Origin of the sequence: Pseudomonas sp. G5(2012), from assembly GCF_000408945.1 — a bacterium.
GTDB lineage: Bacteria > Pseudomonadota > Gammaproteobacteria > Pseudomonadales > Pseudomonadaceae > Aquipseudomonas > Aquipseudomonas umsongensis.
In genome coordinates, this window is sequence record NZ_APIO01000089.1 from 1 (window position 1) to 21,677 (window position 21,677).

20 protein-coding genes, 5 tRNA genes and 1 pseudogene are annotated in these 21,677 nt (G+C 59.7%); 8 read left to right on the forward strand and 18 right to left on the reverse strand.

Features of this window, described 5'->3' with window-relative positions; all coding sequences use genetic code 11:
• Nucleotides 1–101: 101 nt before the first annotated feature.
• The 4 genes from PG5_RS23745 to PG5_RS23760 all read right to left on the reverse strand — a co-directional run bounded on the left by PG5_RS23745 (nt 102) and on the right by PG5_RS23760 (nt 3,269).
• The gene (locus PG5_RS23745; protein WP_020799677.1) at nt 102–881 is read right to left on the reverse strand and encodes an ABC transporter permease; all 780 of its coding nucleotides are present in this window, start codon (nt 879–881) and stop codon (nt 102–104) included.
• The gene (locus PG5_RS23750) at nt 878–1,810 is read right to left on the reverse strand and encodes an ABC transporter ATP-binding protein (protein WP_020799678.1); all 933 of its coding nucleotides are present in this window, start codon (nt 1,808–1,810) and stop codon (nt 878–880) included. Before PG5_RS23750 ends, PG5_RS23745 begins: the two co-directional genes overlap by 4 nt.
• 132 nt (nt 1,811–1,942) lie before the next feature.
• The gene (locus PG5_RS23755; protein ID WP_020799679.1) at nt 1,943–2,566 is read right to left on the reverse strand and encodes a glutathione S-transferase family protein; all 624 of its coding nucleotides are present in this window, start codon (nt 2,564–2,566) and stop codon (nt 1,943–1,945) included.
• A gap of 43 nt (nt 2,567–2,609) precedes the next feature.
• Complete coding sequence (locus PG5_RS23760) at nt 2,610–3,269, reverse strand: transglutaminase family protein (RefSeq protein ID WP_020799680.1); 660 nt, start codon at nt 3,267–3,269, stop codon at nt 2,610–2,612.
• Between the two features lie 248 nt (nt 3,270–3,517).
• Between PG5_RS23760 and PG5_RS23765 the strand changes: the two genes are divergently transcribed.
• Nucleotides 3,518–5,965, forward strand: coding sequence for an acyl-CoA dehydrogenase (locus tag PG5_RS23765; protein ID WP_020799681.1), 2,448 nt, complete (start codon nt 3,518–3,520; stop codon nt 5,963–5,965).
• Nucleotides 5,966–6,046: 81 nt separating this feature from the next.
• Nucleotides 6,047–6,454, forward strand: a complete 408-nt coding sequence (locus tag PG5_RS23770; RefSeq protein WP_008062898.1) for a PA2817 family protein — start codon at nt 6,047–6,049, stop codon at nt 6,452–6,454.
• A gap of 133 nt (nt 6,455–6,587) precedes the next feature.
• Here the strand turns inward: PG5_RS23770 and PG5_RS23775 are convergent, their stop codons facing one another.
• Nucleotides 6,588–7,586 carry a LysR family transcriptional regulator gene (locus tag PG5_RS23775; RefSeq protein WP_020799682.1) on the reverse strand — a complete coding sequence of 333 codons (999 nt, stop codon included), beginning with the start codon at nt 7,584–7,586 and terminating at the stop codon, nt 6,588–6,590.
• 91 nt (nt 7,587–7,677) lie between these two features.
• Between PG5_RS23775 and PG5_RS23780 the strand changes: the two genes are divergently transcribed.
• Both PG5_RS23780 and PG5_RS23785 read left to right on the forward strand, forming a co-directional pair.
• The gene (locus tag PG5_RS23780) at nt 7,678–8,304 is read left to right on the forward strand and encodes a hypothetical protein (protein ID WP_020799683.1); all 627 of its coding nucleotides are present in this window, start codon (nt 7,678–7,680) and stop codon (nt 8,302–8,304) included.
• Between the two features lie 26 nt (nt 8,305–8,330).
• Nucleotides 8,331–8,969, forward strand: coding sequence for a LysE family translocator (locus tag PG5_RS23785; RefSeq protein ID WP_020799684.1), 639 nt, complete (start codon nt 8,331–8,333; stop codon nt 8,967–8,969).
• A gap of 68 nt (nt 8,970–9,037) precedes the next feature.
• On the opposite strand, the gene PG5_RS23790 is transcribed toward PG5_RS23785, so the two are convergent.
• From PG5_RS23790 to PG5_RS23810, 5 genes are all read right to left on the reverse strand, one after another.
• Nucleotides 9,038–9,113, reverse strand: a tRNA-Gly gene (locus tag PG5_RS23790).
• A gap of 77 nt (nt 9,114–9,190) precedes the next feature.
• Nucleotides 9,191–9,266: transfer RNA gene (locus tag PG5_RS23795), tRNA-Gly, on the reverse strand.
• Between the two features lie 3 nt (nt 9,267–9,269).
• Nucleotides 9,270–9,345 (reverse strand) — tRNA-Glu (locus PG5_RS23800).
• 104 nt (nt 9,346–9,449) lie between these two features.
• Nucleotides 9,450–9,525: transfer RNA gene (locus PG5_RS23805), tRNA-Gly, on the reverse strand.
• Between the two features lie 2 nt (nt 9,526–9,527).
• Nucleotides 9,528–9,603 (reverse strand) — tRNA-Glu (locus PG5_RS23810).
• Between the two features lie 365 nt (nt 9,604–9,968).
• On the opposite strand from PG5_RS23810, the gene PG5_RS23815 reads away from it, so the two are divergent.
• Nucleotides 9,969–10,727 carry a hypothetical protein gene (locus PG5_RS23815; RefSeq protein ID WP_020799685.1) on the forward strand — a complete coding sequence of 253 codons (759 nt, stop codon included), beginning with the start codon at nt 9,969–9,971 and terminating at the stop codon, nt 10,725–10,727.
• Nucleotides 10,728–10,861: 134 nt separating this feature from the next.
• Here the strand turns inward: PG5_RS23815 and PG5_RS35435 are convergent, their stop codons facing one another.
• From PG5_RS35435 to PG5_RS23825, 3 genes and pseudogenes are all read right to left on the reverse strand, one after another.
• Nucleotides 10,862–11,743 carry a methyl-accepting chemotaxis protein gene (locus tag PG5_RS35435; RefSeq protein ID WP_371106620.1) on the reverse strand — a complete coding sequence of 294 codons (882 nt, stop codon included), beginning with the start codon at nt 11,741–11,743 and terminating at the stop codon, nt 10,862–10,864.
• A pseudogene (locus PG5_RS35440) lies at nt 11,720–12,826 on the reverse strand (HAMP domain-containing protein); the annotation flags it as partial. The gene PG5_RS35435 and the pseudogene PG5_RS35440, both read right to left, overlap by 24 nt.
• 134 nt (nt 12,827–12,960) lie before the next feature.
• Nucleotides 12,961–13,722, reverse strand: coding sequence for an SDR family oxidoreductase (locus PG5_RS23825; protein WP_020799687.1), 762 nt, complete (start codon nt 13,720–13,722; stop codon nt 12,961–12,963).
• Between the two features lie 235 nt (nt 13,723–13,957).
• Here PG5_RS23825 and PG5_RS23830 point away from each other — a divergent pair, with 235 nt between their 5' ends.
• A complete protein-coding gene (locus tag PG5_RS23830) occupies nt 13,958–14,962 on the forward strand; it encodes an NADP-dependent oxidoreductase (protein WP_020799688.1) in 1,005 nt (334 codons plus the stop codon).
• Nucleotides 14,963–15,067: 105 nt separating this feature from the next.
• Here the strand turns inward: PG5_RS23830 and pyrF are convergent, their stop codons facing one another.
• Nucleotides 15,068–15,766 (reverse strand): orotidine-5'-phosphate decarboxylase, encoded by a 699-nt coding sequence (gene pyrF / locus PG5_RS23835; RefSeq protein WP_162247449.1) that lies wholly within the window; start codon nt 15,764–15,766, stop codon nt 15,068–15,070.
• A gap of 296 nt (nt 15,767–16,062) precedes the next feature.
• Here pyrF and PG5_RS23840 point away from each other — a divergent pair, with 296 nt between their 5' ends.
• Nucleotides 16,063–16,821 carry a response regulator gene (locus PG5_RS23840; protein WP_020799690.1) on the forward strand — a complete coding sequence of 253 codons (759 nt, stop codon included), beginning with the start codon at nt 16,063–16,065 and terminating at the stop codon, nt 16,819–16,821.
• A complete protein-coding gene (locus PG5_RS23845; RefSeq protein WP_020799691.1) occupies nt 16,821–17,870 on the forward strand; it encodes a HAMP domain-containing sensor histidine kinase in 1,050 nt (349 codons plus the stop codon). The genes PG5_RS23840 and PG5_RS23845 overlap by 1 nt, the downstream gene beginning before the upstream one ends.
• Before the next feature lie 20 nt (nt 17,871–17,890).
• Here the strand turns inward: PG5_RS23845 and PG5_RS23850 are convergent, their stop codons facing one another.
• From PG5_RS23850 to PG5_RS23865, 4 genes are all read right to left on the reverse strand, one after another.
• Nucleotides 17,891–18,943: an AI-2E family transporter gene (locus PG5_RS23850; RefSeq protein WP_033044862.1), complete on the reverse strand. Its 1,053-nt coding sequence runs from the start codon at nt 18,941–18,943 to the stop codon at nt 17,891–17,893.
• Nucleotides 18,944–19,012: 69 nt separating this feature from the next.
• Nucleotides 19,013–19,819, reverse strand: coding sequence for a DUF4892 domain-containing protein (locus PG5_RS23855; protein ID WP_020799693.1), 807 nt, complete (start codon nt 19,817–19,819; stop codon nt 19,013–19,015).
• Between the two features lie 118 nt (nt 19,820–19,937).
• Nucleotides 19,938–20,792, reverse strand: coding sequence for an alpha/beta hydrolase (locus PG5_RS23860; protein ID WP_020799694.1), 855 nt, complete (start codon nt 20,790–20,792; stop codon nt 19,938–19,940).
• Nucleotides 20,789–21,595, reverse strand: a complete 807-nt coding sequence (locus tag PG5_RS23865; protein ID WP_020799695.1) for an alpha/beta fold hydrolase — start codon at nt 21,593–21,595, stop codon at nt 20,789–20,791. Before PG5_RS23865 ends, PG5_RS23860 begins: the two co-directional genes overlap by 4 nt.
• Nucleotides 21,596–21,677: the final 82 nt, after the last annotated feature.

The window sequence follows — 21,677 nt, forward strand, 5'->3', positions numbered from 1 at the left end:
GCTGTAAGAGCGAAACCCTAAGTGGCCGTTACCGCAGGAATGGATATGTACTCCGTCAACAATCAATAGGTCGGCTGCCAGGCCGCCATCGTTTGAAAATCTTAAGTACGCATCCCCCGCCCACTCACCAGCAACCGCGCACAACCGATGTACAGTACGATCGTCGCCACCACCATGAACGTAATCGCAATGCTGATCCGAATATCCGACACCCCGAGAATGCCGTAACGGAACGCATTGACCATGTGCAGCACCGGGTTGGCCAAGGACACGGTCTGCCAGAACGGCGGCAGCAACGAGATCGAGTAGAACACCCCGCCCAGATAGGTCAAGGGCGTCAGCACAAACGTCGGGATGATCGAGATGTCATCGAAGTTGCGTGCAAACACGGCGTTGATGAAGCCCAGCAGCGAGAAGATGGTCGCAGTCAGCACCACCACCAGAATGGTCACGCCCAAGTGATGCACCTGCAGATCGGTGAAGAACAGCGACAACAGCGTCACGATGATCCCGACCATCAAGCCGCGCAGCACGCCGCCGAGGGTGTAGCCGATCAGGATGGTGTGCGGCGACACCGGTGACACCATCAATTCTTCGATGGAACGCTGGAATTTACTGCCGAAGAAACTCGACACCACGTTTCCGTAGGAGTTGGTGATCACCGACATCATGATCAGGCCCGGCACGATGTACTCCATGTAAGTGAAGCCACCCATATCGCCGATTTGTCGACCGATCAGGTTGCCGAAGATCACGAAGTACAGAACCATGGTGATCGCTGGCGGCAGCAGGGTCTGCGGCCAGATCCGGGTAAAGCGCCGGACCTCACGGTAAACGATGGTATTGAGGGCAACGAGGTTGGGCTGCAGCTCGGAACTCATACCGCCACCTTCGACAGATTTTTCTCCACCAGGGACACGAACAACTCCTCGAGGCGATTGGTTTTGTTACGCAGGCTCAGCACTTCAATGTTCTGTTGGGCAAGCTGAGTGAACAGCGCAGTGATGCCCATGCTTTTGTCCACCTGGACTTCCAGGGTGTGGGCATCGAGCAAGCGTGACGGATAGCCGATCAACTGTGGCGGCGCGCTCACGCTGCCCTTCAGATCCAGCAGGAAAGTCTCGACGTGCAGCTGGCCGAGCAACTGTTTCATGCTGGTGTTCTCGACGATGGTGCCGTGATCGATGATGCCGATATTGCGGCACAACTGCTCAGCCTCTTCCAGATAGTGCGTGGTGAGGATGATGGTGATGCCTTTCTTGTTCAGCTCGGTGAGGAAAGTCCACATCGAACGGCGCAGCTCGATGTCCACCCCGGCAGTCGGTTCGTCGAGGATCAACAGGCGCGGTTCGTGGACCAGCGCACGGGCGATCATCAGGCGACGCTTCATGCCACCGGACAGCGAACGCGACGGCACATCGCGCTTGTCCCACAGGCCAAGTTGGGTCAGGTATTGCTCGGCGCGTTCCTTGGCAACTTTCGCCGGGATGCCGTAGTAACCAGCCTGGGTCACGACGATGTCGAAGGTCTTTTCGAACTGGTTGAAGTTGAACTCCTGGGGTACGACGCCGATGCAGCGCTTAAGCGCCGCCGGGTTCTTGTCCAGGTCGTGGCCGAAGATATTCACCGTGCCGCTGGTCTTGTTCACCAGGGTCGAAAGAATGCCGATGGTCGTGGATTTGCCGGCGCCGTTGGGGCCGAGCAAGGCGAAGAAGTCACCTTCGGCGACATCCAGATCGATACCACTCAAGGCCTGGAAACCGTTGCCGTAGGTTTTGGTTAGCTGCCGGATGGACAGAGCGGAACTCATATCGGATTACGCACCAAGAAGGGAAGAAAGGGACAGATATGGGCGGGCGGCGAGCAATGCAACCGCGGCGCATCAGTGCAATGGTGCTTGTCGCCGCCGCACAAGTACAGTCAAGTGTGTCGATAGTGAGTATTAAGTCAACGCGGTCATGACCGCCTTGCGATACGCCGGACGCTCTTTCAACCGTGCGTACCAGGCCTGCAGATGGGGCTGTGGCGAGCGTTCGATCGGCATCTCGAACCAGGCATAAATGAAACTCCCCAAGGGAATGTCGCCCATGCCGATCTCGTCACCGGACAGGTATGGCTGGCTCGCCAGCGCCTGATCGGCCATCGCCAGCAGCGCTTCGCACTCCTTGATTGCAGCCTGGATCGCAGGCCAGTCCTGTTGATCGGCCGGGGTGCGCAATACGCCCCAGAACACCGTACGGAACGGTCCGGCAAAACTCGAAGTGGTCCAGTCCATCCACTTCTCGGCGCTGGCCCGCGCTTGCAGATCTGCCGGATACCACGGGGTGTTCGGCGCATGCCTGGCCATCAGATAGCGGACGATGGCGTTGGATTCCCACAACACGAATCCATCGTCTTCAATCACCGGCACGCGGCCATTGGGGTTCATGGCACGGTACTCGGGCGTATCGACGACACCAAAGGCACCGCCCGCATCAATGGCCTCATAGGCCAGGCCCAATTCCTCGGCGGCCCACAATGGTTTTCTGACATTCGATGAATTTTTCCGACCCCAGATCTTCAGCATGACCACCTCTTTATGGATGAATGCGCAGGCAGCATACGCCGGATCAGGCGCGACTCAAATCGCTGCGCATGTCTCCCAGCAGCGGCGCAAGATGCTCGCCGAACAGGTGCGGATAGCACTTTTCAAGGTGTTCGAAGAAGAACTTTTCCGGCACGTCGGTGAACTGGCCGTGGTCGATCAGGTACTCCATCAACTGCTCGCCGTCGCGATTGAAGGGATGAAACACGCTGTCATTGATCCCGTCGAATTCCAGCGGCGCCACATTGAATAAGTCGCACAACCCCTGGTTGAACGCAGGGGTGGCCTTGACCCAACGACCATTCAAATAGAGCTCGGTGTAGCCGTGCATGGCGAACACGTCGCTCTTGAGCAATTCGAGCAGGCGCGGGGTCGACAGATGATTGCGCACGTCCGCCAGACCGATGCGTGCAGCAATCCCGCAATGCCGCGCGGCACCGGCCAGTAGCGTGGCTTTGGGCACGCAATAACTCTCCCCGCTCGCCAGCGCATAACTGCCACGCAAGGTCTGTGGGTCACGACTGAAGGTGTACGGGTTGTAGCGCACCGCCTCGCGCACGGCGTAATAGAGCTGGATCGCCTGCTGGAGCGGGTCGCGACTGGCGCCACGATGTTTTTCGGCGAACTCCACCACGCAGGGGTGGTCACTATCGATGAAGCGGCCGGGGCTCAGATACTCATGCATGCGGGCAATCTCCAGGGCAAGCCCCGAGTCTATCGAGAGGTTCAGCACAGAGATAACGACGTTTCGGCCAAACATGGGCGCTTTGCCGCCCGCTCAATGAACGATTTTTCACGGTCTGTCGCACCTAAGGCCTACACAATCATCCAGGGTTTCCCACGATTTCAATCACCTCGCTCTGACCACCCCGTTTCGCGGATGCCGTCTAAGCTCTGTGGGTTGGTTCGCCCTGGGTTCACGGAGGATTAAATATGCTGCTGTTGTGGATAATGGTTCTGGTTGTCGGGATAGCTTATTTAGCCCACCGTCGCATCGCGCCGCTGCCTGCCCTGGGCATCGTGGCTGTCTTTCTGCTGGCAATGGGCGCATTCAGCCGCGCACCGGGCTGGCTGCTGTTGATTTTCTGGGTGCTCACCGCCGCCGTGGCGGCGCCTCTGCTATTGCCTGACCTGCGCCGCAAATTCTTCAGCGCACCGATGTTCAACTGGTTCCAGAAAACCTTGCCGCCGATGTCGGACACCGAACGCGACGCCATCGAAGCCGGTACGGTGTGGTGGGACGGCGAGCTGTTCAGCGGTCGTCCGGACTGGAACAAGCTGCTGTCCTATCCCAAGGTGCAACTGAACGAGGAAGAACAGACTTTCATCGACGGTCCGACCGAAGAGCTCTGCGCCATGGTCAGCGACTGGCAGCTCGGTCAAACCATGGACTTGCCGGCCGAGGCCTGGACTTACATCAAGGACAACGGCTTTTTTGCCCTGATCATTCCCAAAGAGTTTGGCGGCAAGGGGTTCTCGGCCTACGCCCACTCGCAAGTGGCGATGAAACTGGCCAGTCACAGCGGCGATCTGGCTTCTACCGTGATGGTCCCCAACTCTCTCGGCCCAGCCGAACTGTTGCTGCACTACGGCACCGACGAGCAACGCAACCATTACCTGCCACGCCTGGCGCGCGGCGACGAAATTCCCTGTTTTGCACTGACCGGCCCTCTCGCGGGTTCGGACGCGGGCGGCATGCCTGACACCGGGGTGATCTGCAAAGGCGAATGGGAAGGCAAGGAAACCCTCGGCCTACGCCTCAATTGGGAAAAGCGCTACATCACCCTGGGCCCGGTCGCCACCCTGCTCGGCCTGGCGTTCAAGGCGTACGATCCGGACCACTTGCTGGGCGAGGAGGAAGACCTGGGTATCAGCCTGGCGCTGATTCCAACCGATCTGCCCGGTGTTGAAATCGGCCGTCGTCACCTGCCCCTGGGGGCGGCGTTCATGAACGGTCCTAATTCCGGCAAGGACGTTTTCGTACCGTTGGAGTTCCTGATCGGCGGCCAGGAAATGCTCGGCAAGGGCTGGATGATGCTGATGAATTGCCTGTCCGTCGGGCGTTCGATTTCCCTGCCGGCGGTGGGCACCGGCATGGCCAAGTTCACCAGCCTGGTGACCGGCCAGTACGCGCAGATCCGCGAGCAGTTCAATGTGCCGATCGCCGCTTTCGAAGGCATCCAGGAAGCCATGGCGCGCATCGGCGGCAACGCCTGGATGATGGACGCCGCGCGGATGCTGACTGCCAACGCGGTGGACCTCGGCGAGAAACCGTCGGTGCTGTCGGCGATTCTCAAGTACCACCTCACCGAGCGTGGCCGCGAGTGCATCAGCCAGGCGATGGATGTGCACGGCGGCAAGGCGATCATCATGGGGCCGAACAACTACCTGGGCCGCAAATGGAACGGCGCACCGATCTTCATTACCGTGGAAGGCGCGAACATTCTTTCGCGCAACCTGATGATCTTCGGCCAGGGCGCGATTCGCTGCCACCCCTTCGTGCTCAAGGAAATGGCCCTGGCCACTCGGGAGGACAAGGATCAGGCACTCACTGAATTCGATGGCCTGTTGCTCAAGCACATCGGCTTTGCCGTGGGCAACGCCGCCAGCACGCTGGTGCTGAATCTCGGTTTCGGGCACCTGGAGCACGTACCGGGCGACAAGCTCAGCCAGGGTTATTTCCGCGCGCTGAACCGCCAGGCAGCCGCATTCGCCCTGCTCGCCGACCTCAGCATGATGCTGCTCGGTGGCGAACTGAAACGGCGCGAACGCCTGTCGGCACGACTGGGTGATGTGCTGAGCAACCTGTATCTGGCCAGCGCCGCGCTCAAGCGCTACAACGACCTCGACTCGCCGGAATACATGAAGCCGCTGTTTACCTGGGCCATGGAGGAAAGCCTCGGTCACGGCGAGCGTGCCATGGATGAATTGCTGAACAACTTTCCGAGCAAGGGGCTGGCCTGCCTGTTGCGGGTGATCGTGTTCCCGTTCGGGCGTCGTCACAAAGGGCCTTCGGACAAACTCGGCGCCGAAGTCGCCGCAGTGATTGGCCGCGCCAAGGGGGATCCGGCCCTGGAGGAAGTGCTGCTGGGTTGCTATCGCCCGCAATCGGTCGAAGACCCTGTTGGCGTCCTGCAGCACACCTGCGATCAGTTGAACGCCGCGCTACCCATGCGTAAAAAACTGCATATGGCGCTCAAGAGCGGCCAGGTCAAACCGGTCGCTGGAGAAAATGTCATCGATGCCGCACTGGAAGCCGGCGTACTGCAACCGGTGGAAGCACACACTCTTCGAGAGGCCGAAGTGGCACGTCGCAAAGTGATCGATGTCGATGCTTTCGACAAAGAGGAAATAGCACTGACCGATGGCAAGGTCCGCTGATCCATCCAGCGCCCCATCATGGGAAAATGCGCGCGGGGGCTTTATACTCCCGCGCCCGTTTTGCTCTTGAGGACTTATCTCGTGTCCAACATCGTTGCCGATCATCTCGTTTTGCTCGACCATCTGCGCAGCATCCTGGTCGCCGTAGGTGAGGCCGAACAGGTTCCCGACGAAAGCCATGCCTTGTTCCTGGAGCGCTTCGACGAACTGCTTGCACTGCTGCCGGTCGACCCGATCGAAAGCCAATACCTGGGCCAGGACATCCTGTGCCAGGTCATCACCCGCTACCCGCAAATCGCCCACCTGGTGCCACGCGACCTGCTTTGGTACTTCGCCGGTGACTGCCTGCATTACATGCCCGATGATGAAATCGACCTGTACCAGGCACTGGAAGAACGTCGCTTCGAAGCCGAACAGAATGACGAGCCTTTCGACTGGAACCAGGAAAAACAGCTGCTGTCCCTGTCCAATCAAGACAGCAAGCACTGATGAAAAAGGCCCGCATGGTTGAACATGTGGGCCTTTTTTCAGGATCAAAAGATCGCAGCCTTCGGCAGCTCCTACATGGAAATCACGTACACCCTGTAGGAGCTGCCGAAGGCTGCGATCTTTTGATCTTTCCTCAGAACAACCCCTCACTTTCGGGCAGCTCATACTCCGAAACCGCAATATTCGAACTGCTCGACTTGCCCGGCTTGCCCAACGTCGGCTCCTTCTCCAGGCACTCCACCAGGTAATCGATCAACACCCGCAGCTTGGGTGGCAGGTATCGCGTGGGCGAGTACAGCAACCACGCGCCTCCGTGGTAGGACGCCAGGAAAGTCCAGTCCGGTAACACTTGCACCATCAATCCCTTCTCCAAGGCACGACGCGCGGTGAAGTACGGCAGGCTGCCGATGCCGATGTGCTGCAGTACCGCGCCAAAACGTACGCCCGTGTGATTGGCGGCATATCGCCCGCGCACCCCGACGGTTACGGATTTGCTGCCCTTCTTGAACTTCCAGCGCGCATCGCTCGGGGTTTCGCCCAAGTAGATGCAACTGTGGTTGAGCAGGTCATGGGGGTGAGTCGGCGTACCGTGCTCAGCCAGGTATTGGGGTGTGGCGCAGAGTAAATGGTCGATGCTCAGCAGCTGTCGCCCCACCAACCCCGCTGGCGGCCGGTCGGTGATGCGAATCGCCAGGTCGACGTGATCGTCGATCAGATCCACCTGACGGTCCTCAAGTAGCAACTCCACATCCACCTTGGGATAACGGCGCAGAAACTCCGGCATATGCGGGTGAATCACAATTCGACCGACCGCTTTCGGCACGCTGAGGCGCACCACCCCTTCGGGTTCGTCCGTGAACTGGCCACTGATTTCCATCACTGACCGGGCGGCGTTGACCATCTCCTGACAGCGCTTGAAGACCTCCTCGCCACCGTCGCTCAACCGTAACTTGCGCGTGGTCCGTTGCAGCAGGCGAGTGGCCAGGGCCTTTTCCAGACGCGAGATACTGCGACTGACAGCCGAGGGCGAAGAGCCCAACTGGCGTGCGGCTTCGGAGAAGCTGCCGGTTTCGACGACCTTGACGAAAATCGCCATTTCACCCAGCAACGGCAGTGGAAGATTTATGCTCACAACGCAACAGTCCTTTGATGTTTGAACGGATTATCACGCCAAACCGCGCTTCATATAATAAAAAATAGAAATTTGAATACGAGCATGGAATATGACGCTTCGCCTCTTTTTCCATAGTGATGACCTCAAGGCCAATGTGGAAGTCCTGGACTGCGCACCTCACGAGAACGAATTTGCCGTGGTGCTGCGCGCAACCTTGTTTCACCCTCAGGGCGGCGGGCAACCTTCTGATACGGGATGGATTGGCGACAGCCGGGTACTACGCGTAGTCCAGGACCCAGACCGGATCGTCCATTTCGTCGATCAACCGATCAACCTTGGCATGACCTTGATTCGGGTGGATGAACAACCTCGACAGATCAATACGCGCATGCATTCAGCCGGCCATCTGATTGGACACTTCGTCCAGGCCATGGGCTGGATGCCAATCAAGGCGCATCACTGGCCCGGTGAAGGGCGAGTGCAATTCAAACCGTCAGAATCGGCGCTGGACGTTGACGCGCAGACCGTGCAATACGGCCTCGAACAGTGGATCGCCCATGACCTGCCGCGCCTGACATCGCTGCGCGAAGGCGCCCGGGAAATCAGTTTTGGCGAACTGCCCGCCTATGGCTGTGGCGGCACCCATGTACGTAGCCTGAAGGATTTGGGCGCGGTCACGATCGCGTCGCTTTCGCAAAAGAAAGGCACGTTGTCCGTCCACTACCACGTGGACTGAGTCCCCCCCGACCTTCTGGAGTTGCAATGCTTTCTAATTACCTGGGCGAATTCCTGGCATTGGCGACGATTCACTTTCTGGCCGTGGTCGCGCCCGGACCGGATTTCGCCGTGACGATTCGCCAGAGTGTGCGTTTCGGCCGAATGGTTGGCATCTGCACGGCACTGGGGATCGGCGCGGGGATTTCCGTGCACGTGCTGTATACCTTGCTCGGAGTCGGAGCGCTGATGCATACCACGCCCTGGCTATTGACGGTGGCCAAGGTCGTGGGTGGAGCCTACATTCTTTATCTGGGTGTCAGCCTGGTGCGCAGCCGGCCGAAATCCGTATTGGAAGGCGATCAGCCGACAGATCAACCCGTTGTCGAGCAAACGCTGCTGAAGGCGTTCACGACAGGCTTTCTGACCAACGCCACCAATCCCAAGGCCACACTGTTCTTCCTGGCGATCTTCACCACGATCATCAGCGCCACGACACCCCTGAAGATCCAGGCGCTATACGGTGCATGGATGTGCCTTGTGAATGCCCTGTGGTTTGTGATCGTTGCCTTGTTCTTTTCAAGCAGCCGGGTCAGGTTGCTGTTCATGCGCATGGGACACTGGTTCGAACGCAGCATGGGGGTGGTCCTGATTCTGTTCGCCGGGCGGTTGATCCTGTCGATGTAAAGCAGCGTCAGCAGCTAAATCGCGCACAAACAAAAACGCCGCTCAATGAGCGGCGTTTTTGTTAAATATGGAGCGGGAAACGAGACTCGAACTCGCGACCCCGACCTTGGCAAGGTCGTGCTCTACCAACTGAGCTATTCCCGCAAATGGCATCCCCTGGGGGACTCAAACACTTGTTTCAAACAAAAACGCCGCTCAATGAGCGGCATTCTCGTTAAATATGGAGCGGGAAACGAGACTCGAACTCGCGACCCCGACCTTGGCAAGGTCGTGCTCTACCAACTGAGCTATTCCCGCAAATGGCGTCCCCTAGGGGACTCGAACCCCTGTTACCGCCGTGAAAGGGCGGTGTCCTAGGCCACTAGACGAAGGGGACACGCTGCCCGGAACACATGGTGTGTGTTTCGGTGCCCAGATCCGCATCCGAAGACTTGGTTCTGGTTTCACTCAGTACCGCCCGAAGGCAATACTGTTTAAAAATGGAGCGGGAAACGAGACTCGAACTCGCGACCCCGACCTTGGCAAGGTCGTGCTCTACCAACTGAGCTATTCCCGCATTGGCGTCCCCTAGGGGACTCGAACCCCTGTTACCGCCGTGAAAGGGCGGTGTCCTAGGCCACTAGACGAAGGGGACACACTACAACATTCACTCCCTGCTTCGTTTCGCTGTTCGCTTTACGCTGCAAGTGGCGCGCATTCTATGGATGGATTGAGAGGTCGTCAACCCCCTGTTATAAATTTATTTAAATCAATGACTTCGCGCTGCTTTGCGACCCCTCCCGGCTTTTCTGTCGCCTGGGGTCTGGCGCCTATATTCTGACACTCGCCAAGACGTTATAGTCGACGCCATGAGTGATGGCAATATGCTTCAGAGTGCCAGCATTTATATACGCGGATCGCGGCCGATAAACCTTCAGCCACGCCGAGCCGGCGCCTGAAGGCCAGGCCACTTCACTCGCACGCAAACCCTATAAAGAGGTCTTACCGGTGACACCACTCATGATCACCCTGCTCGTCGTAGCCGGGATCGCACTCTTGATCGCCATTGGCTACATCAACCATGTGGTGGAAAACAATAAGCTGGAGAGGGCCCGCACCAAGGTTGAACTCAATGATCGCCTGCGTCGCTGTGGGGAGATCACCGAGACGTTTCCCGGCCAGTTGATGACGCCAGCGCTTAAACTGTTGCTGACGCGCCTGGAACTGAATGTTTGCCAACGCCTGCTGAATCTGGAAAAGACCAGCGCCAACCTCAAGGCCCGGATTACTGAACTTGAGGCTCTGGTTGGCCAGGGCGAATCAATTCCAGTCAACAACCCACCGGCACCGATCCAGACCGAAGCCAAGGCCAAGGACGTGCGTTTCCTGCTCGAAGCCCTGCACGGCCAAATCACCCGCGCTGCCCAGGATGGTTTTTTGCCACCCAATGAAGCCAAGGGATGGATTCGTCAAGTGCGCCATATCCTTGTGCTGCTTCACATCGAGTTTTTCAACAACCTCGGCCAGCATGCCCTGCAGCAGAACCAGCCCGGCCAAGCGCGACTGGCGTTCGAACGCGGCGTGCAGTACCTGCGCAAACAACAGGAACCCCAGGTCTACGCCGAACAACTGGAATACCTGGAAAAACTCCTGGCCCGCGCCAACGATCAGGTCATGGACCGTATCGCTCCGGTAGAGGGTGACGTCAACCAATTGACCGAAGGCCTGAAGGACGTCGAGGCGGATGCGGACTGGAAGAAGAAAGTGATCTACGACTGATCACAGAACGAACGTAAAAAAGCAGTAATACACACGAAGATCAAAAGATCGCAGCCTGCGGCAGCTCCTACATGAAACGTGATCCAGTAGGAGCTGCCGCAGGCTGCGATTTTTTAGCGGCTGTCAGGCCAGCATTAAAGCCTGAAATGCCCCACCATTCCCTTTAGCTCAACCCCCAACTGCGCCAGCTCGATACTCGACGCCGCATTGCCCTGCATCGCCAGCGAAGACTGATCCGCACTCGCACGAATACTCGTGACGCTGCGATTGATTTCCTCGGCCACCGAGCTCTGCTCTTCGGCAGCAGCGGCGATCTGCTGGTTCATCTGCTGGATCAAGGACACGGCCGCCGCGATACTCCCCAGCGCACTTTCAGTCTGCAGTGCATCGCTGACGGCGAGTTTCACCAACTCACCGCTGCTTTGTATCTGCTGCACCGAGGCCTGCGCCGCCGCGCGCAAGGCGCTGACCAGTCGCTCGATCTCTTCGGTCGATTGCTGGGTGCGCTTGGCCAGGGCCCGCACTTCATCGGCCACCACCGCAAACCCCCTGCCCTGCTCGCCCGCCCGGGCTGCTTCGATGGCCGCATTCAGGGCCAACAGGTTGGTCTGCTCCGCCACGCTCTTGATAACGCCGAGCACCGTGCCGATGTTCTGGATTTCCGCGCTCAGGCTTTCGATACTTGAACTGGCCGAAGTCGCGGAATCCGCCAGTTGCTCGATCCGCACCATACTCTGGCGCACCACCTGCTGCCCGCTTTCAACCTTGCCATCCGCTGTTTGCGCCGCCAGCGCGGCCTCTTCGGCGTTACGCGCAACGTCGTGCACGGTGGCGGTCATCTGGTTCATGGCCGTGGCAACCTGCTCGGTTTCTTCCTTCTGGCTGCTGACTTCGAGGTTGGTCTGCTCAGTCACGGCAGACAAGGATTGCGCTGAAGTGGCCAACTGCTCGATGCCCGCCTGCAAACCGCTGACGATCTGGCTCAGCCCTGCGCCCATCTGCTGCATGGCCTCCATCAACTGACCGATCTCGTCACGACGGGTCACCTCGACCTTCGCACTCAGGTCCCCTGCAGCGATCTGCTGCGCCACACGAATCACAGTGCGCAGCGGCGCCACGATCAAGCGGGTAATCACCCACGCTGCAATCAAGCCAACCAGCAAGGCCAGCACCGAAGAGCCGAGTATCAGTAGCGAGTTGTTTTTCAGTTGCGCCTGCATCGACTGGTCTTCGGCGACATAGGCCTGATCCACCCGCTCCACCACCTGGGCAGCGCGTTGGTGCAATTGTTGGTAGACGGTTTTTTCCTGCTCCAGCAGGCCGGTGTACTCAGCGAGCTTGTCGCTGAAACTGGCGATATGGCCGGTGACTTCATTGAGGACCGTCTGGTAACCCTCATCCTTGACCGTGGTCTTGAGTTGCTCGGCCTGGGCCAGCGCCTGGCTGGCCTGCTCGATCTTGCCCTGCCCGGCGCTGTCGTCGCCCTTGCGGCTCTGGGCCAGACGCACGTGTGCTTCGTTCATGGCTTGCAACATCAACCGAGAAACCTGGCTGACCTGACTGGCTTGCTCGATGAACGCGGCCCCGTCCTTGCCTTCGGTTTCCTTCAGCGTGTAAGCGCCGTCATCGGCGAGCCCGGCTTGCAGGACGTCGAGATTGTTGGCCACGCTGGACACCGACCAACTGGCCATTTCCAGCGCCAGGTCCTTGGCCTGGCTGAGCGAGACAAACTCGTCAAACGCCTTGCGGTAAGCCCCCAGGGACTGCTCGACATCATTCATGACCGGTACATTGGCCGCCGATGCTGACTTGAGCTGGTTTGCCAGGGCGATCAGGCCGTCAACGCCTGCGTGCAGGGCATCGACGGTTTTCGGGCTGCCATGCAAGGCATATTCCTGCTCCAGCAGTCGCACCTTGAGCAAACCGCTATTGAGCGAAGACATCTGCTTGAGCCCGTCGAAGCGCTGACTGATGGTTTGCAGCGACCATACACCGATCGCCGCCACCAAGGCCGTCAGCAGCAACACCAGCGCAAACCCTACACCCAGTTTTTTTGCCATACCGAGGTTGGCAAAACGTCCTTGCACGGCCGAATTCATTGCACTCAGTCCCCCGCCATTATCAGTAACAGCAGAGTCGCAACGGCCCCGTATCAACACAAGACTCTGGCGCCTGAATAATGGCAAAAAGCTACGCCCGCGTCGTTTTCAGAACGCTGGAGGTCGATCCGCTATCAAAACGCGGTAACTCCGCCGTCCACGGCCAATGAGTGCCCCGTGGTAAAGGCCGCGCCATCGCTGCACAGGTACAGCACCGCGCTGGCGATTTCCTCGACCTTGCCGATGCGGCCGACCGGGTGCATCGCATTGGCGAACTCGCCCTTCTTCGGGTCTGCCTCATAAGCACGGCGGAACATGTCGGTGTCGATCACCGCCGGGCACACGGCATTGACGCGGATTTTTTTCTTGGCGTATTCAATCGCGGCCGATTTGGTCAGGCCGATGACAGCGTGCTTGGACGCCGCGTAGATGCTCATCTTCGGCGCAGCCCCGAGACCTGCCACTGACGCGGTATTGACGATTGCACCGCCGCCCTGGGCCAGCAACAAAGGCAATTGGTATTTCATACACAACCAGACGCCCTTGACGTTGACGCCCATGATCGCGTCAAACTCCTCGACCGTACCTTCGGCCAGCTTGCCTTTTTCGATCTCGATACCGGCATTGTTGAACGCATAGTCGAGACGGCCGTAAGTATTGACCACTTCATCCATCAGGTTCTTTACATCGCTTTCCACTGTCACGTTGCACCTTACGAAGGTCGCTTCACCGCCAGCCGTACGGATCAGCGCGACCGTGCCCTCGCCGCCCGCCGTGTCCATGTCGGCCACCACCACCTTCAAGCCTGCGGCGGCAAACGCCTGGGCAGTGGCCCGGCCGATGCCGGCTGCCGCGCCTGTCACCACTGCCACCTGGCCGGAAAACGTCATGCTCATTGTGCTGTCCTCGAAGAGTAGTTTGCGGGGGATCGCGAGTTCCCAGCATAGCCACAGCCCCCAAGGCCCGGCAGCACTATCAAACGGCCGGTTGAGCCACCATGAGTGGCAGTGATGGAACTACCGTACCAACTATCACTGTACTGGATAAGACTGTATTCGCCGGATCAGCCGAACTTGCGGCATCGACCTCGAGGGTCTATCAACAAGGTTTCATTCATCCTGAGTGCCTGCCATGACGTCCCAGACCAATCGCCAATTTCTGCTCGCCAAACGCCCAGTGGGTGCCGCGACCCGGGAAACATTTACTTATCAGGAAGTACCGGTCGGCGAACCGGCTGCAGGCCAGATCCTGGTCAAGAACGAATACCTGTCCCTGGACCCGGCCATGCGCGGCTGGATGAACGAAGGCAAGTCCTACATCCCGCCGGTCGGTCTTGGCGAAGTGATGCGCGCGTTGGGCGTGGGCAAAGTCATCGCTTCAAACAACCCTGGCTTCGCGGTGGGCGACTACGTCAACGGCGCCCTCGGCGTACAGGATTATTTCCTGGGTGAGCCGCGTGGGTTCTATAAGGTCGATCCGCAACTGGCGCCGCTACCGCGCTATTTATCCGCACTGGGCATGACCGGTATGACCGCTTACTTCGCGCTGCTTGACGTGGGTGCGCCCAAGGCCGGCGATACCGTCGTACTGTCGGGCGCTGCCGGTGCGGTGGGCAGCATTGCCGGGCAGATTGCCAAGATCAAGGGCTGTCGGGTAGTCGGTATCGCCGGCGGCGCGGACAAGTGCAAGTTCCTCATCGACGAGCTGGGTTTTGACGGCGCCATCGACTACAAGAACGAAGATGTCGTGGCCGGCCTCAAGCGCGAGTGCCCCAAAGGCGTGGACGTGTTTTTCGACAACGTGGGCGGCGATATCCTCGACGCGGTATTGAGCCGCTTGAACTTCAAGGCAAGGGTGGTGATCTGTGGCGCCATCAGCCAGTACAACAACAAGGAAGCGGTCAAGGGCCCGGCCAACTATCTGTCACTGCTGGTCAACCGCGCACGCATGGAAGGTTTTGTGGTGATGGACTACGCCGCGCAGTTCGCCGCCGCCGGACAGGAAATGGCTGGCTGGATCGCCAAGGGGCAGCTCAAGAGCAAGGAAGATATCGTCGAAGGCCTGGAGACCTTCCCGGAGACGCTGATGAAGTTGTTCAGCGGGGAGAATTTCGGCAAGTTGGTTCTAAAGGTTTAAAAGTGGTCGATTAAAAGATCGCAGCCTCGTTTCACTCGACAGCTCCTACACAGCTCCTACAGGGAAATGCGGCCCCCTGTAGGAGCTGGCGCAGCCTGCGATCTTTTACGCCAGTTCGGCCACCACGTCGGCCAAAGCCTTGGCCGGATCTGCGGCCTGGCTGATCGGGCGGCCGATCACCAGGTAATCGGAACCGGCATCCAGCGCCTGGCGCGGAGTCAGGATACGGCGTTGATCGTCCTGGGCGCTGCCCGCCGGGCGAATCCCAGGGGTCACCAATTGCAGCGACGGGTGCGCCGATTTCAGCGCCTGGGCTTCCAGGGCCGAACACACCAGGCCATCCATACCGGCTTTTTCCGCCAGGGCGGCCAAGCGCAGAACCTGCTCTTGCGGCTCGATGTCCAGGCCGATACCCGCCAGATCCTCACGCTCCATGCTGGTCAACACTGTCACACCGATCAGCAGCGGTTTTGGCCCGGTGCGCTGGTCCAGCACTTCGCGACAAGCCGCCATCATGCGCAGGCCACCGGAGCAGTGAACGTTGACCATCCACACGCCCATTTCCGCCGCGGCCTTGACGGCCATGGCCGTGGTGTTGGGGATGTCGTGGAACTTGAGGTCCAGGAACACTTCGAAACCCTTGTCACGCAGGGTGCCGACGATTTCCGAAGCACAGCTGGTGAACAGTTCTTTACCGACTTTGACCCGGCACAGTTTCGGGTCCAATTGATCGGCCAGCTTCAGTGCGGCGTCACGGGTAGGGAAATCCAGGGCGACGATGATAGGAGTCTGGCAGGCGGACATGAGTGGGCTCTCAGGCAAGTCGAAATCGGCGCGCATTGTAGCGGAACCAATGGCCCTGCGGGACCCGATGATCGGTAAATCGTCGAGATCGCTCCGCCAAGACTAGCCTCTGCGGCAATTGTGTCGAGTTCGGTACAGTCACGACACGCCCCCAACATCCTTGTCCGCTACCCTCGGCAACCGCAATACGTCCTTGGCTCAGCACTTCCCGCCTCCGGGCAGGACGCCTATGCTGGAACCACAACCTCGCAGCCTATCTTTGTGGTTGGCAGCCTACCTGGCAGATGAACCCACGCATGCACAACACTCCAGCCCCCGTGAACGACGATCAAAAAGCGCCCGGCGATGAAAAACGCTGGAGCATTCGCGCCCTGATCGTCGACGATGATGTGCCGATCCGCGAGCTGATGATCGACTACCTGGCGCGTTTCAACATCCATGCCAGCGGGGTCACTGATGGCGCCGCCATGCGCCTGGCGATGCAGGCGGAGCATTTCGACGTGGTGGTGCTCGACTTGATGCTGCCCGGCGAAGACGGCCTGTCGCTGTGCCGCTGGTTGCGCGGCGAATCGGATATTCCGATCCTGATGCTCACGGCCCGTTGCGAACCCACCGACCGGATCATCGGTCTCGAGCTCGGCGCCGACGACTACATGGCCAAGCCGTTCGAACCCCGCGAACTGGTCGCACGCATCCAGACCATTCTGCGCCGGGTGCGGGACGACCGCAGCGAACAACGGGCGAACATCCGTTTCGACAATTGGCGTCTGAACAGCGTGCTGCGCCAATTGGTTGCAGCCGATGGCCTGGTGGTGCCGCTGTCCAATGCCGAATTTCGCCTGTTGTGGGTGTTTATTGAACGTCCGCGCCGGGTCCTCAGCCGCGAGCAACTGCTGGATGCCGCTCGTGGCCGTTCGATCGAAGCCTTCGATCGCAGCATTGACCTGCTGGTGTCGCGCCTGCGGCAGAAACTCGGTGACGATCCCAAGGCCCCGCAACTGATCAAAACCGTGCGTGGTGAGGGTTACCTGTTTGACGCCCGGGATATCGGTTGATGCGGGCGCGCTTCGATACGTTGTTCGGCCGCCTGTTTGGAGTACTGCTGATCGCGATTGTCCTGGCACACCTGCTGGCATTTGCATGGTTTCACTACTACGGCCCGCCGCCTCCCCCTCCCCCGCCGGCGTTTCCCGAAGACATGGACGGTCAACGCCCACCGATGGACCCGCGCCTGGCCCCCCGCCCTGCCAGGCCATGGTTTGGCGGACCACTGGTACCGCTGACGTTTCAGCTGATCTCGCTGATCATTGCAGCCTGGTACGGCGCCAAATTACTCAGCCGGCCGATTCAACGCCTTAGCGACGCGGCCGAGCGCCTGAGTGAAAACCTCGACAGTGCGCCACTGGAGGAATCCGGCCCACGGGAAGCGCGACAAGCGGCGCACACGTTCAACAAAATGCAGCAACGCATCATCGAGCAGGTCAAGCAGCGCTCGCGCATGCTCGGCGCGGTATCCCACGACCTGCGCACGCCCCTGTCGCGTCTCAAACTGCGCCTGGAACAAATTGACGACGACAAGCTGCAAGGACAGATGCGCCAGGATCTGGACGACATGATCAGCATGCTCGATGCGACGCTCGGCTACCTGCACGAACAGCGCACCAGCGAGGCGTCACAGTGGATGGATGTGCAGGCGCTGGTCGAGTCCCTGAGCGAAAACGCCCAGGACCAGGGGGCAAACGTCCAGGCCAGCGGTCATTGCGCGCCGCTGCAAGTCCAGCCGATGGCACTGCGCTCCTGTATCAACAACCTGCTGGACAACGCCTTGCGTTATGCCGGGAATGCGTTGATCACGCTCGAAGATAATCGCCAACACCTGGTGATCAGGGTCATCGACCATGGTCCAGGGATCGCGGCGGATAAACGTGAGGCCGTATTCGAACCGTTCTTCCGATTGGAAGGCTCACGCAATCGCAACTCCGGCGGCGTCGGCCTGGGCATGACCATTGCTCGCGAGGCGGCGCAACGCCTGGGCGGGCAGCTCAGCCTGGAAGAAACCCCCGGTGGTGGGCTGACGGCGATCATCCGCCTGCCCAGGACCTGAGTGCAGCGCAAGGATTGAATTCAGCGACGGTCATCAATCCGCGACTGGCTTTTGCTCCAGTCGGTCAACAGGCTGTAAGCCACGGCCAGCAATGTCGGCCCGATAAACAGGCCAATGAATCCGAATGCAATCAAACCACCAAACACCCCTAGCAACACAATCACCAGCGGCAAATTCCCACCCCGGCTGATCAAGTAAGGCTTGAGCACGTTGTCCACGCCGCTGATGATGAACATGCCCCAGACGCCAAGGAACACCGCCATCCCGTACTCACCCTTCCAGGCCAGCCAGGCAGTGGCTGGAATCCATACCAGCGGCGGCCCCATGGGAATCAGGCTGAGCAGGAAGGTCACGATACCGAGCACAAGTGCCCCAGGGACGCCGGCAATCAGGAAGCCGATCAACGCCAGGACCGCCTGGGCCGCGGCGGTGCCGATCACGCCGTTTACCACCCGTTGCACGGTGCCCGCCACCAGTTCGATGTAGTACCCGGCACGGTGGCCAATCAGCCGCTCCAGCAAACCATGAACAAAGGCCGCCAACCGTGGTCCGTCGCGATAGAAAAAGAACACGAAGACAATGCTCAGGGTCAGCTCGAGGATGCCGCCGCCAATCTGCGCGCTACGCGCCAGCAACCAGTTGCCGACCTGGCCCAGATAAGGCTTGAGCGACACCATCATCGCCGCGCCCTGCTGATCGATACTGTTCCAGATGACCACCAGCCGCTCGCCCACCAGGGGAATGCTGCCCAGCCAGGTCGGCGCTTCAGGCAGGCCGTCGACCTGCACATCCTTGATGAACGCCGTGGCGTCGCGCACATGATCCGCCAAGTTGAACCCCAGCCACACCAGCGGCGCCGCCACCAGCACCATCCAGCCCACGGTCAGCAGGGCCGCCGCCAGGGATTCGCGGCCATTGAGCCAGCGGGTCAGCAGGCGCATCAGCGGCCAACTGGCGAACGCCAGCACCGCGCCCCAGAACAGGGCCGACCAGAACGGCGCCATCACCCATAAGCTCGCGCCAAACAGCACCAGGAGCAGGATCTGCACCAACAGCCGATCGTTATTGATCATCACAGTCTCGAAAAAATCATTCAGCAAAAAGAGTAGGCGAACACGCCACGCGTGTTCGCCGGATGACGCTTATCGCAGCAGTTTGATATGCAATCCAGGACCGTCGACACCACCGGTTTCCATCCGCGCCGCACGTACGCCCTGCTCGATCAACGATTGACGCCAGGCTTCAGCGTTGGGCCCGGACACACTGACCCGCAAGGTGGTGTCCAGGTTCAGGCCCCGGGAGATCAGGCGCAGCCATTTGTCATCGGGTGTTTGCGTCAACTTGGGGAAGTCGAGTTCACCGGTACTCTTGAGCTCGCGCAGCAAGGTTGCGGACGTCGGCAGCAAATCCCCCAGCGGGGCGACGGCGTCGAATTGTTCGACGTGCAGATAGGCTTTGCGATTACCACGGGTGATGCTGTAGAGCGCCACCAGCGTATTGTCCTTCGGTGCGGCCAGGCGTAACAGCAGGTAAGCCTGCTCACTATCGGCGCCATAGAGCTTGGCGTTGCCGAACACTTCGTTGGCCCATAGGCTGCTTTCGCCACAATCTCGCGCCTGGCACCAGAACAGCAATTGGGCGTCCTGCTGTTGAAGCGCTTCGCGCGTAGCGGTGAAGGCCTCGGTCGAGGAATGTTCCGCCGGCAATTCATAGGTCACTGAGGTGACATGCCCACGAGCACTGACCTGCCCGTCAAAGCGCAACTGACCGCTGATCTTGCGGATCGAGCCGAGCGGGTAGATCCGTTCAAGCTCGGCCGTGGGGCGATAGTCGACGATCTGCGCATCGGTCATGCGCGGCACGATCGGCAAGTCCTGACTGCCGGGCAGATCGACGGCTAATGAGAGTGGACTGAAACAACTGAGCATCAGCAAACTGAATGAGCGCATGGATAGACTCATCGGATCAGCATGCCCTTGTGGCCATTCGGGGGCGCAGCGGTGTAGAGGTCTATCATGGTTGTCTCCCTTTTCAACCCACCCAGCCTCGACAGTTGCCCGGCGCAAGTCAAGGAATGGCGAAGAACCGATTGAAACAGTCTGCGACAAGGTCGGCACCGGGTTCATCATTCAAGTGCAAATGATGGCCGCCTGGCAGCTGTTCTAGGCTAAAGGGTAGACGCTCCAGCAACTCCGGATGTTTGGCGAGCATGCCGTCAGCGGCGACCACCAGTTTCGCCGGACAGGCGACCCGCTGGACGAAGGCCATGGCCTGCTCGGTGGTAAGGCGCAGCGGCGATGGCAGCGTGAGGCGATTGTCGGTGCGCCAGGTGTAACCGCCCGGCACCGGCATCAAGCCACGCTGGGCCAGCAGTTCGGCGGCTTCGCGACTGACCGCCACCAGGCCTTTCATGCGTGCTTCGATGGCGCGGTCTTGGGTGCTGTAGACCGGTTTGCGTTTTTCCCGCAGATCCAGTTGCGCCTGCAGGGCCATGCCCATGCGTTCGGCAGCGTTTTCGCCTTTGTCCGTGGGAGGGATGACACCGTCAATCAAAGCCAGGTGAGTGACTCGCTGCGGAAACGAACCGGCAATGATCAGCGAGGCGATGGCACCCATCGAATGCCCCAGCAAAGCAAACCGCTTCAATCCAAGCTGCTCTGCAACTTGCAACACATCGTGGGCATAGTCCCACATGGCGTAACCGGCGCCAGGTGGGCGGTGTCCTGAGTGCCCGTGACCGGCCATGTCCAGGGCGATCACGCGCAAGCCTTTGAGCTTGGGTGCCAGGCGGGCGAAGCTATTGGCGTTGTCCAGCCAGCCATGCAGGGCAATGACCGGCAAACCGTCTTCGGGGCCAAACAAATGCGCCGCCAACTCGATATGCGGCAGGCTCAGGCGCACTTCTTCGACGACCTGGCTCATGCGCAATCCCGTTGCTGGCGAGAGGTCCAGCGTTCGAACAGGTTTTTCAGCAGTACGGCCGTCTCCTGCGGACGTTCCAGAGGAAACATGTGCCCGCCAGGCATGCTCAGCGCCTCGCCATTTGGCATGCGCCCGACTGAACTGGTGTGATGACGCATCACCACCCGGCTCTCGTGCCCGCGAACGACCGCCAGCGGCACTTGCAACTGCCGCAGGCGGCCGGGGCTGGTGTGTGGTACGCCCCGGTAGATGCTGATTTCCGTGGCTGGGTCGAAACGCAAGCGCAACCTGTCGCCGTCCTGATGCAAACCATAGTGCAGGTAGGCATCGAAACACTCTGGATCGAAGCTGCGAAACAGGCTCTTGCCGGCGAAATAACGGCGGGCGCTCTCGAGATCGGCGAATTCTTCACGACGCCCCAGGGTGCGGCCGGCCGGGGTCAGGCGGTCGATGAAACCCAAGCGCTTGGCTGCGCGAATGACCCATTGATCGGTGCGCGTCAGCACCGGCGAATCGAGCATCACCACACCGCGATACAACTGGGGGCAACGCAACGCCGCGTGCAGATGCAGTACGCCACCGAAGGAATGACCGACGCCCCACACCGGCTGTGACTGCTGCTGCAGATGGTGGATGAGTTCATCCACCAGGTTGTACCAGTTGTCGTCCGCCGGGAAACGCGGGTCGTGGGCGTGTTGCTCCAGATGCGTCACCCGAAATTCGGGTGCCAGCGCCGCAAACAACTTGCCGTAGGTTCCCGAAGGAAAACCATTGGCGTGGGCGAAAAATATCTGTTGCGACATACCGGTCGATCCATCAGCGAAAACAAACCCGATTGTCCGCAAGACCGCGTTCTTGAGCAATGACCGTAACTGACAGGAATGA

Coding starts and splice junctions, on each gene's coding strand:
- PG5_RS23755 (WP_020799679.1), bottom strand. CDS start 2,566: ATGCTGAAGATCTGGGGTCGGAAAAATTCATCGAATGTCAGAAAACCA.
- PG5_RS23855 (WP_020799693.1), bottom strand. CDS start 19,819: ATGCGCTCATTCAGTTTGCTGATGCTCAGTTGTTTCAGTCCACTCTCA.
- PG5_RS23845 (WP_020799691.1), top strand. CDS start 16,821: ATGCGGGCGCGCTTCGATACGTTGTTCGGCCGCCTGTTTGGAGTACTG.
- PG5_RS23750 (WP_020799678.1), bottom strand. CDS start 1,810: ATGAGTTCCGCTCTGTCCATCCGGCAGCTAACCAAAACCTACGGCAAC.
- PG5_RS23760 (WP_020799680.1), bottom strand. CDS start 3,269: ATGCATGAGTATCTGAGCCCCGGCCGCTTCATCGATAGTGACCACCCC.
- PG5_RS23780 (WP_020799683.1), top strand. CDS start 7,678: ATGACGCTTCGCCTCTTTTTCCATAGTGATGACCTCAAGGCCAATGTG.
- pyrF (WP_162247449.1), bottom strand. CDS start 15,766: ATGTCCGCCTGCCAGACTCCTATCATCGTCGCCCTGGATTTCCCTACC.
- PG5_RS23840 (WP_020799690.1), top strand. CDS start 16,063: ATGCACAACACTCCAGCCCCCGTGAACGACGATCAAAAAGCGCCCGGC.
- PG5_RS23745 (WP_020799677.1), bottom strand. CDS start 881: ATGAGTTCCGAGCTGCAGCCCAACCTCGTTGCCCTCAATACCATCGTT.
- PG5_RS23850 (WP_033044862.1), bottom strand. CDS start 18,943: ATGATCAATAACGATCGGCTGTTGGTGCAGATCCTGCTCCTGGTGCTG.
- PG5_RS23830 (WP_020799688.1), top strand. CDS start 13,958: ATGACGTCCCAGACCAATCGCCAATTTCTGCTCGCCAAACGCCCAGTG.
- PG5_RS35435 (WP_371106620.1), bottom strand. CDS start 11,743: ATGGAGGCCATGCAGCAGATGGGCGCAGGGCTGAGCCAGATCGTCAGC.
- PG5_RS23860 (WP_020799694.1), bottom strand. CDS start 20,792: ATGAGCCAGGTCGTCGAAGAAGTGCGCCTGAGCCTGCCGCATATCGAG.
- PG5_RS23815 (WP_020799685.1), top strand. CDS start 9,969: ATGATCACCCTGCTCGTCGTAGCCGGGATCGCACTCTTGATCGCCATT.
- PG5_RS23865 (WP_020799695.1), bottom strand. CDS start 21,595: ATGTCGCAACAGATATTTTTCGCCCACGCCAATGGTTTTCCTTCGGGA.
- PG5_RS23825 (WP_020799687.1), bottom strand. CDS start 13,722: ATGAGCATGACGTTTTCCGGCCAGGTGGCAGTGGTGACAGGCGCGGCA.
- PG5_RS23785 (WP_020799684.1), top strand. CDS start 8,331: ATGCTTTCTAATTACCTGGGCGAATTCCTGGCATTGGCGACGATTCAC.
- PG5_RS23765 (WP_020799681.1), top strand. CDS start 3,518: ATGCTGCTGTTGTGGATAATGGTTCTGGTTGTCGGGATAGCTTATTTA.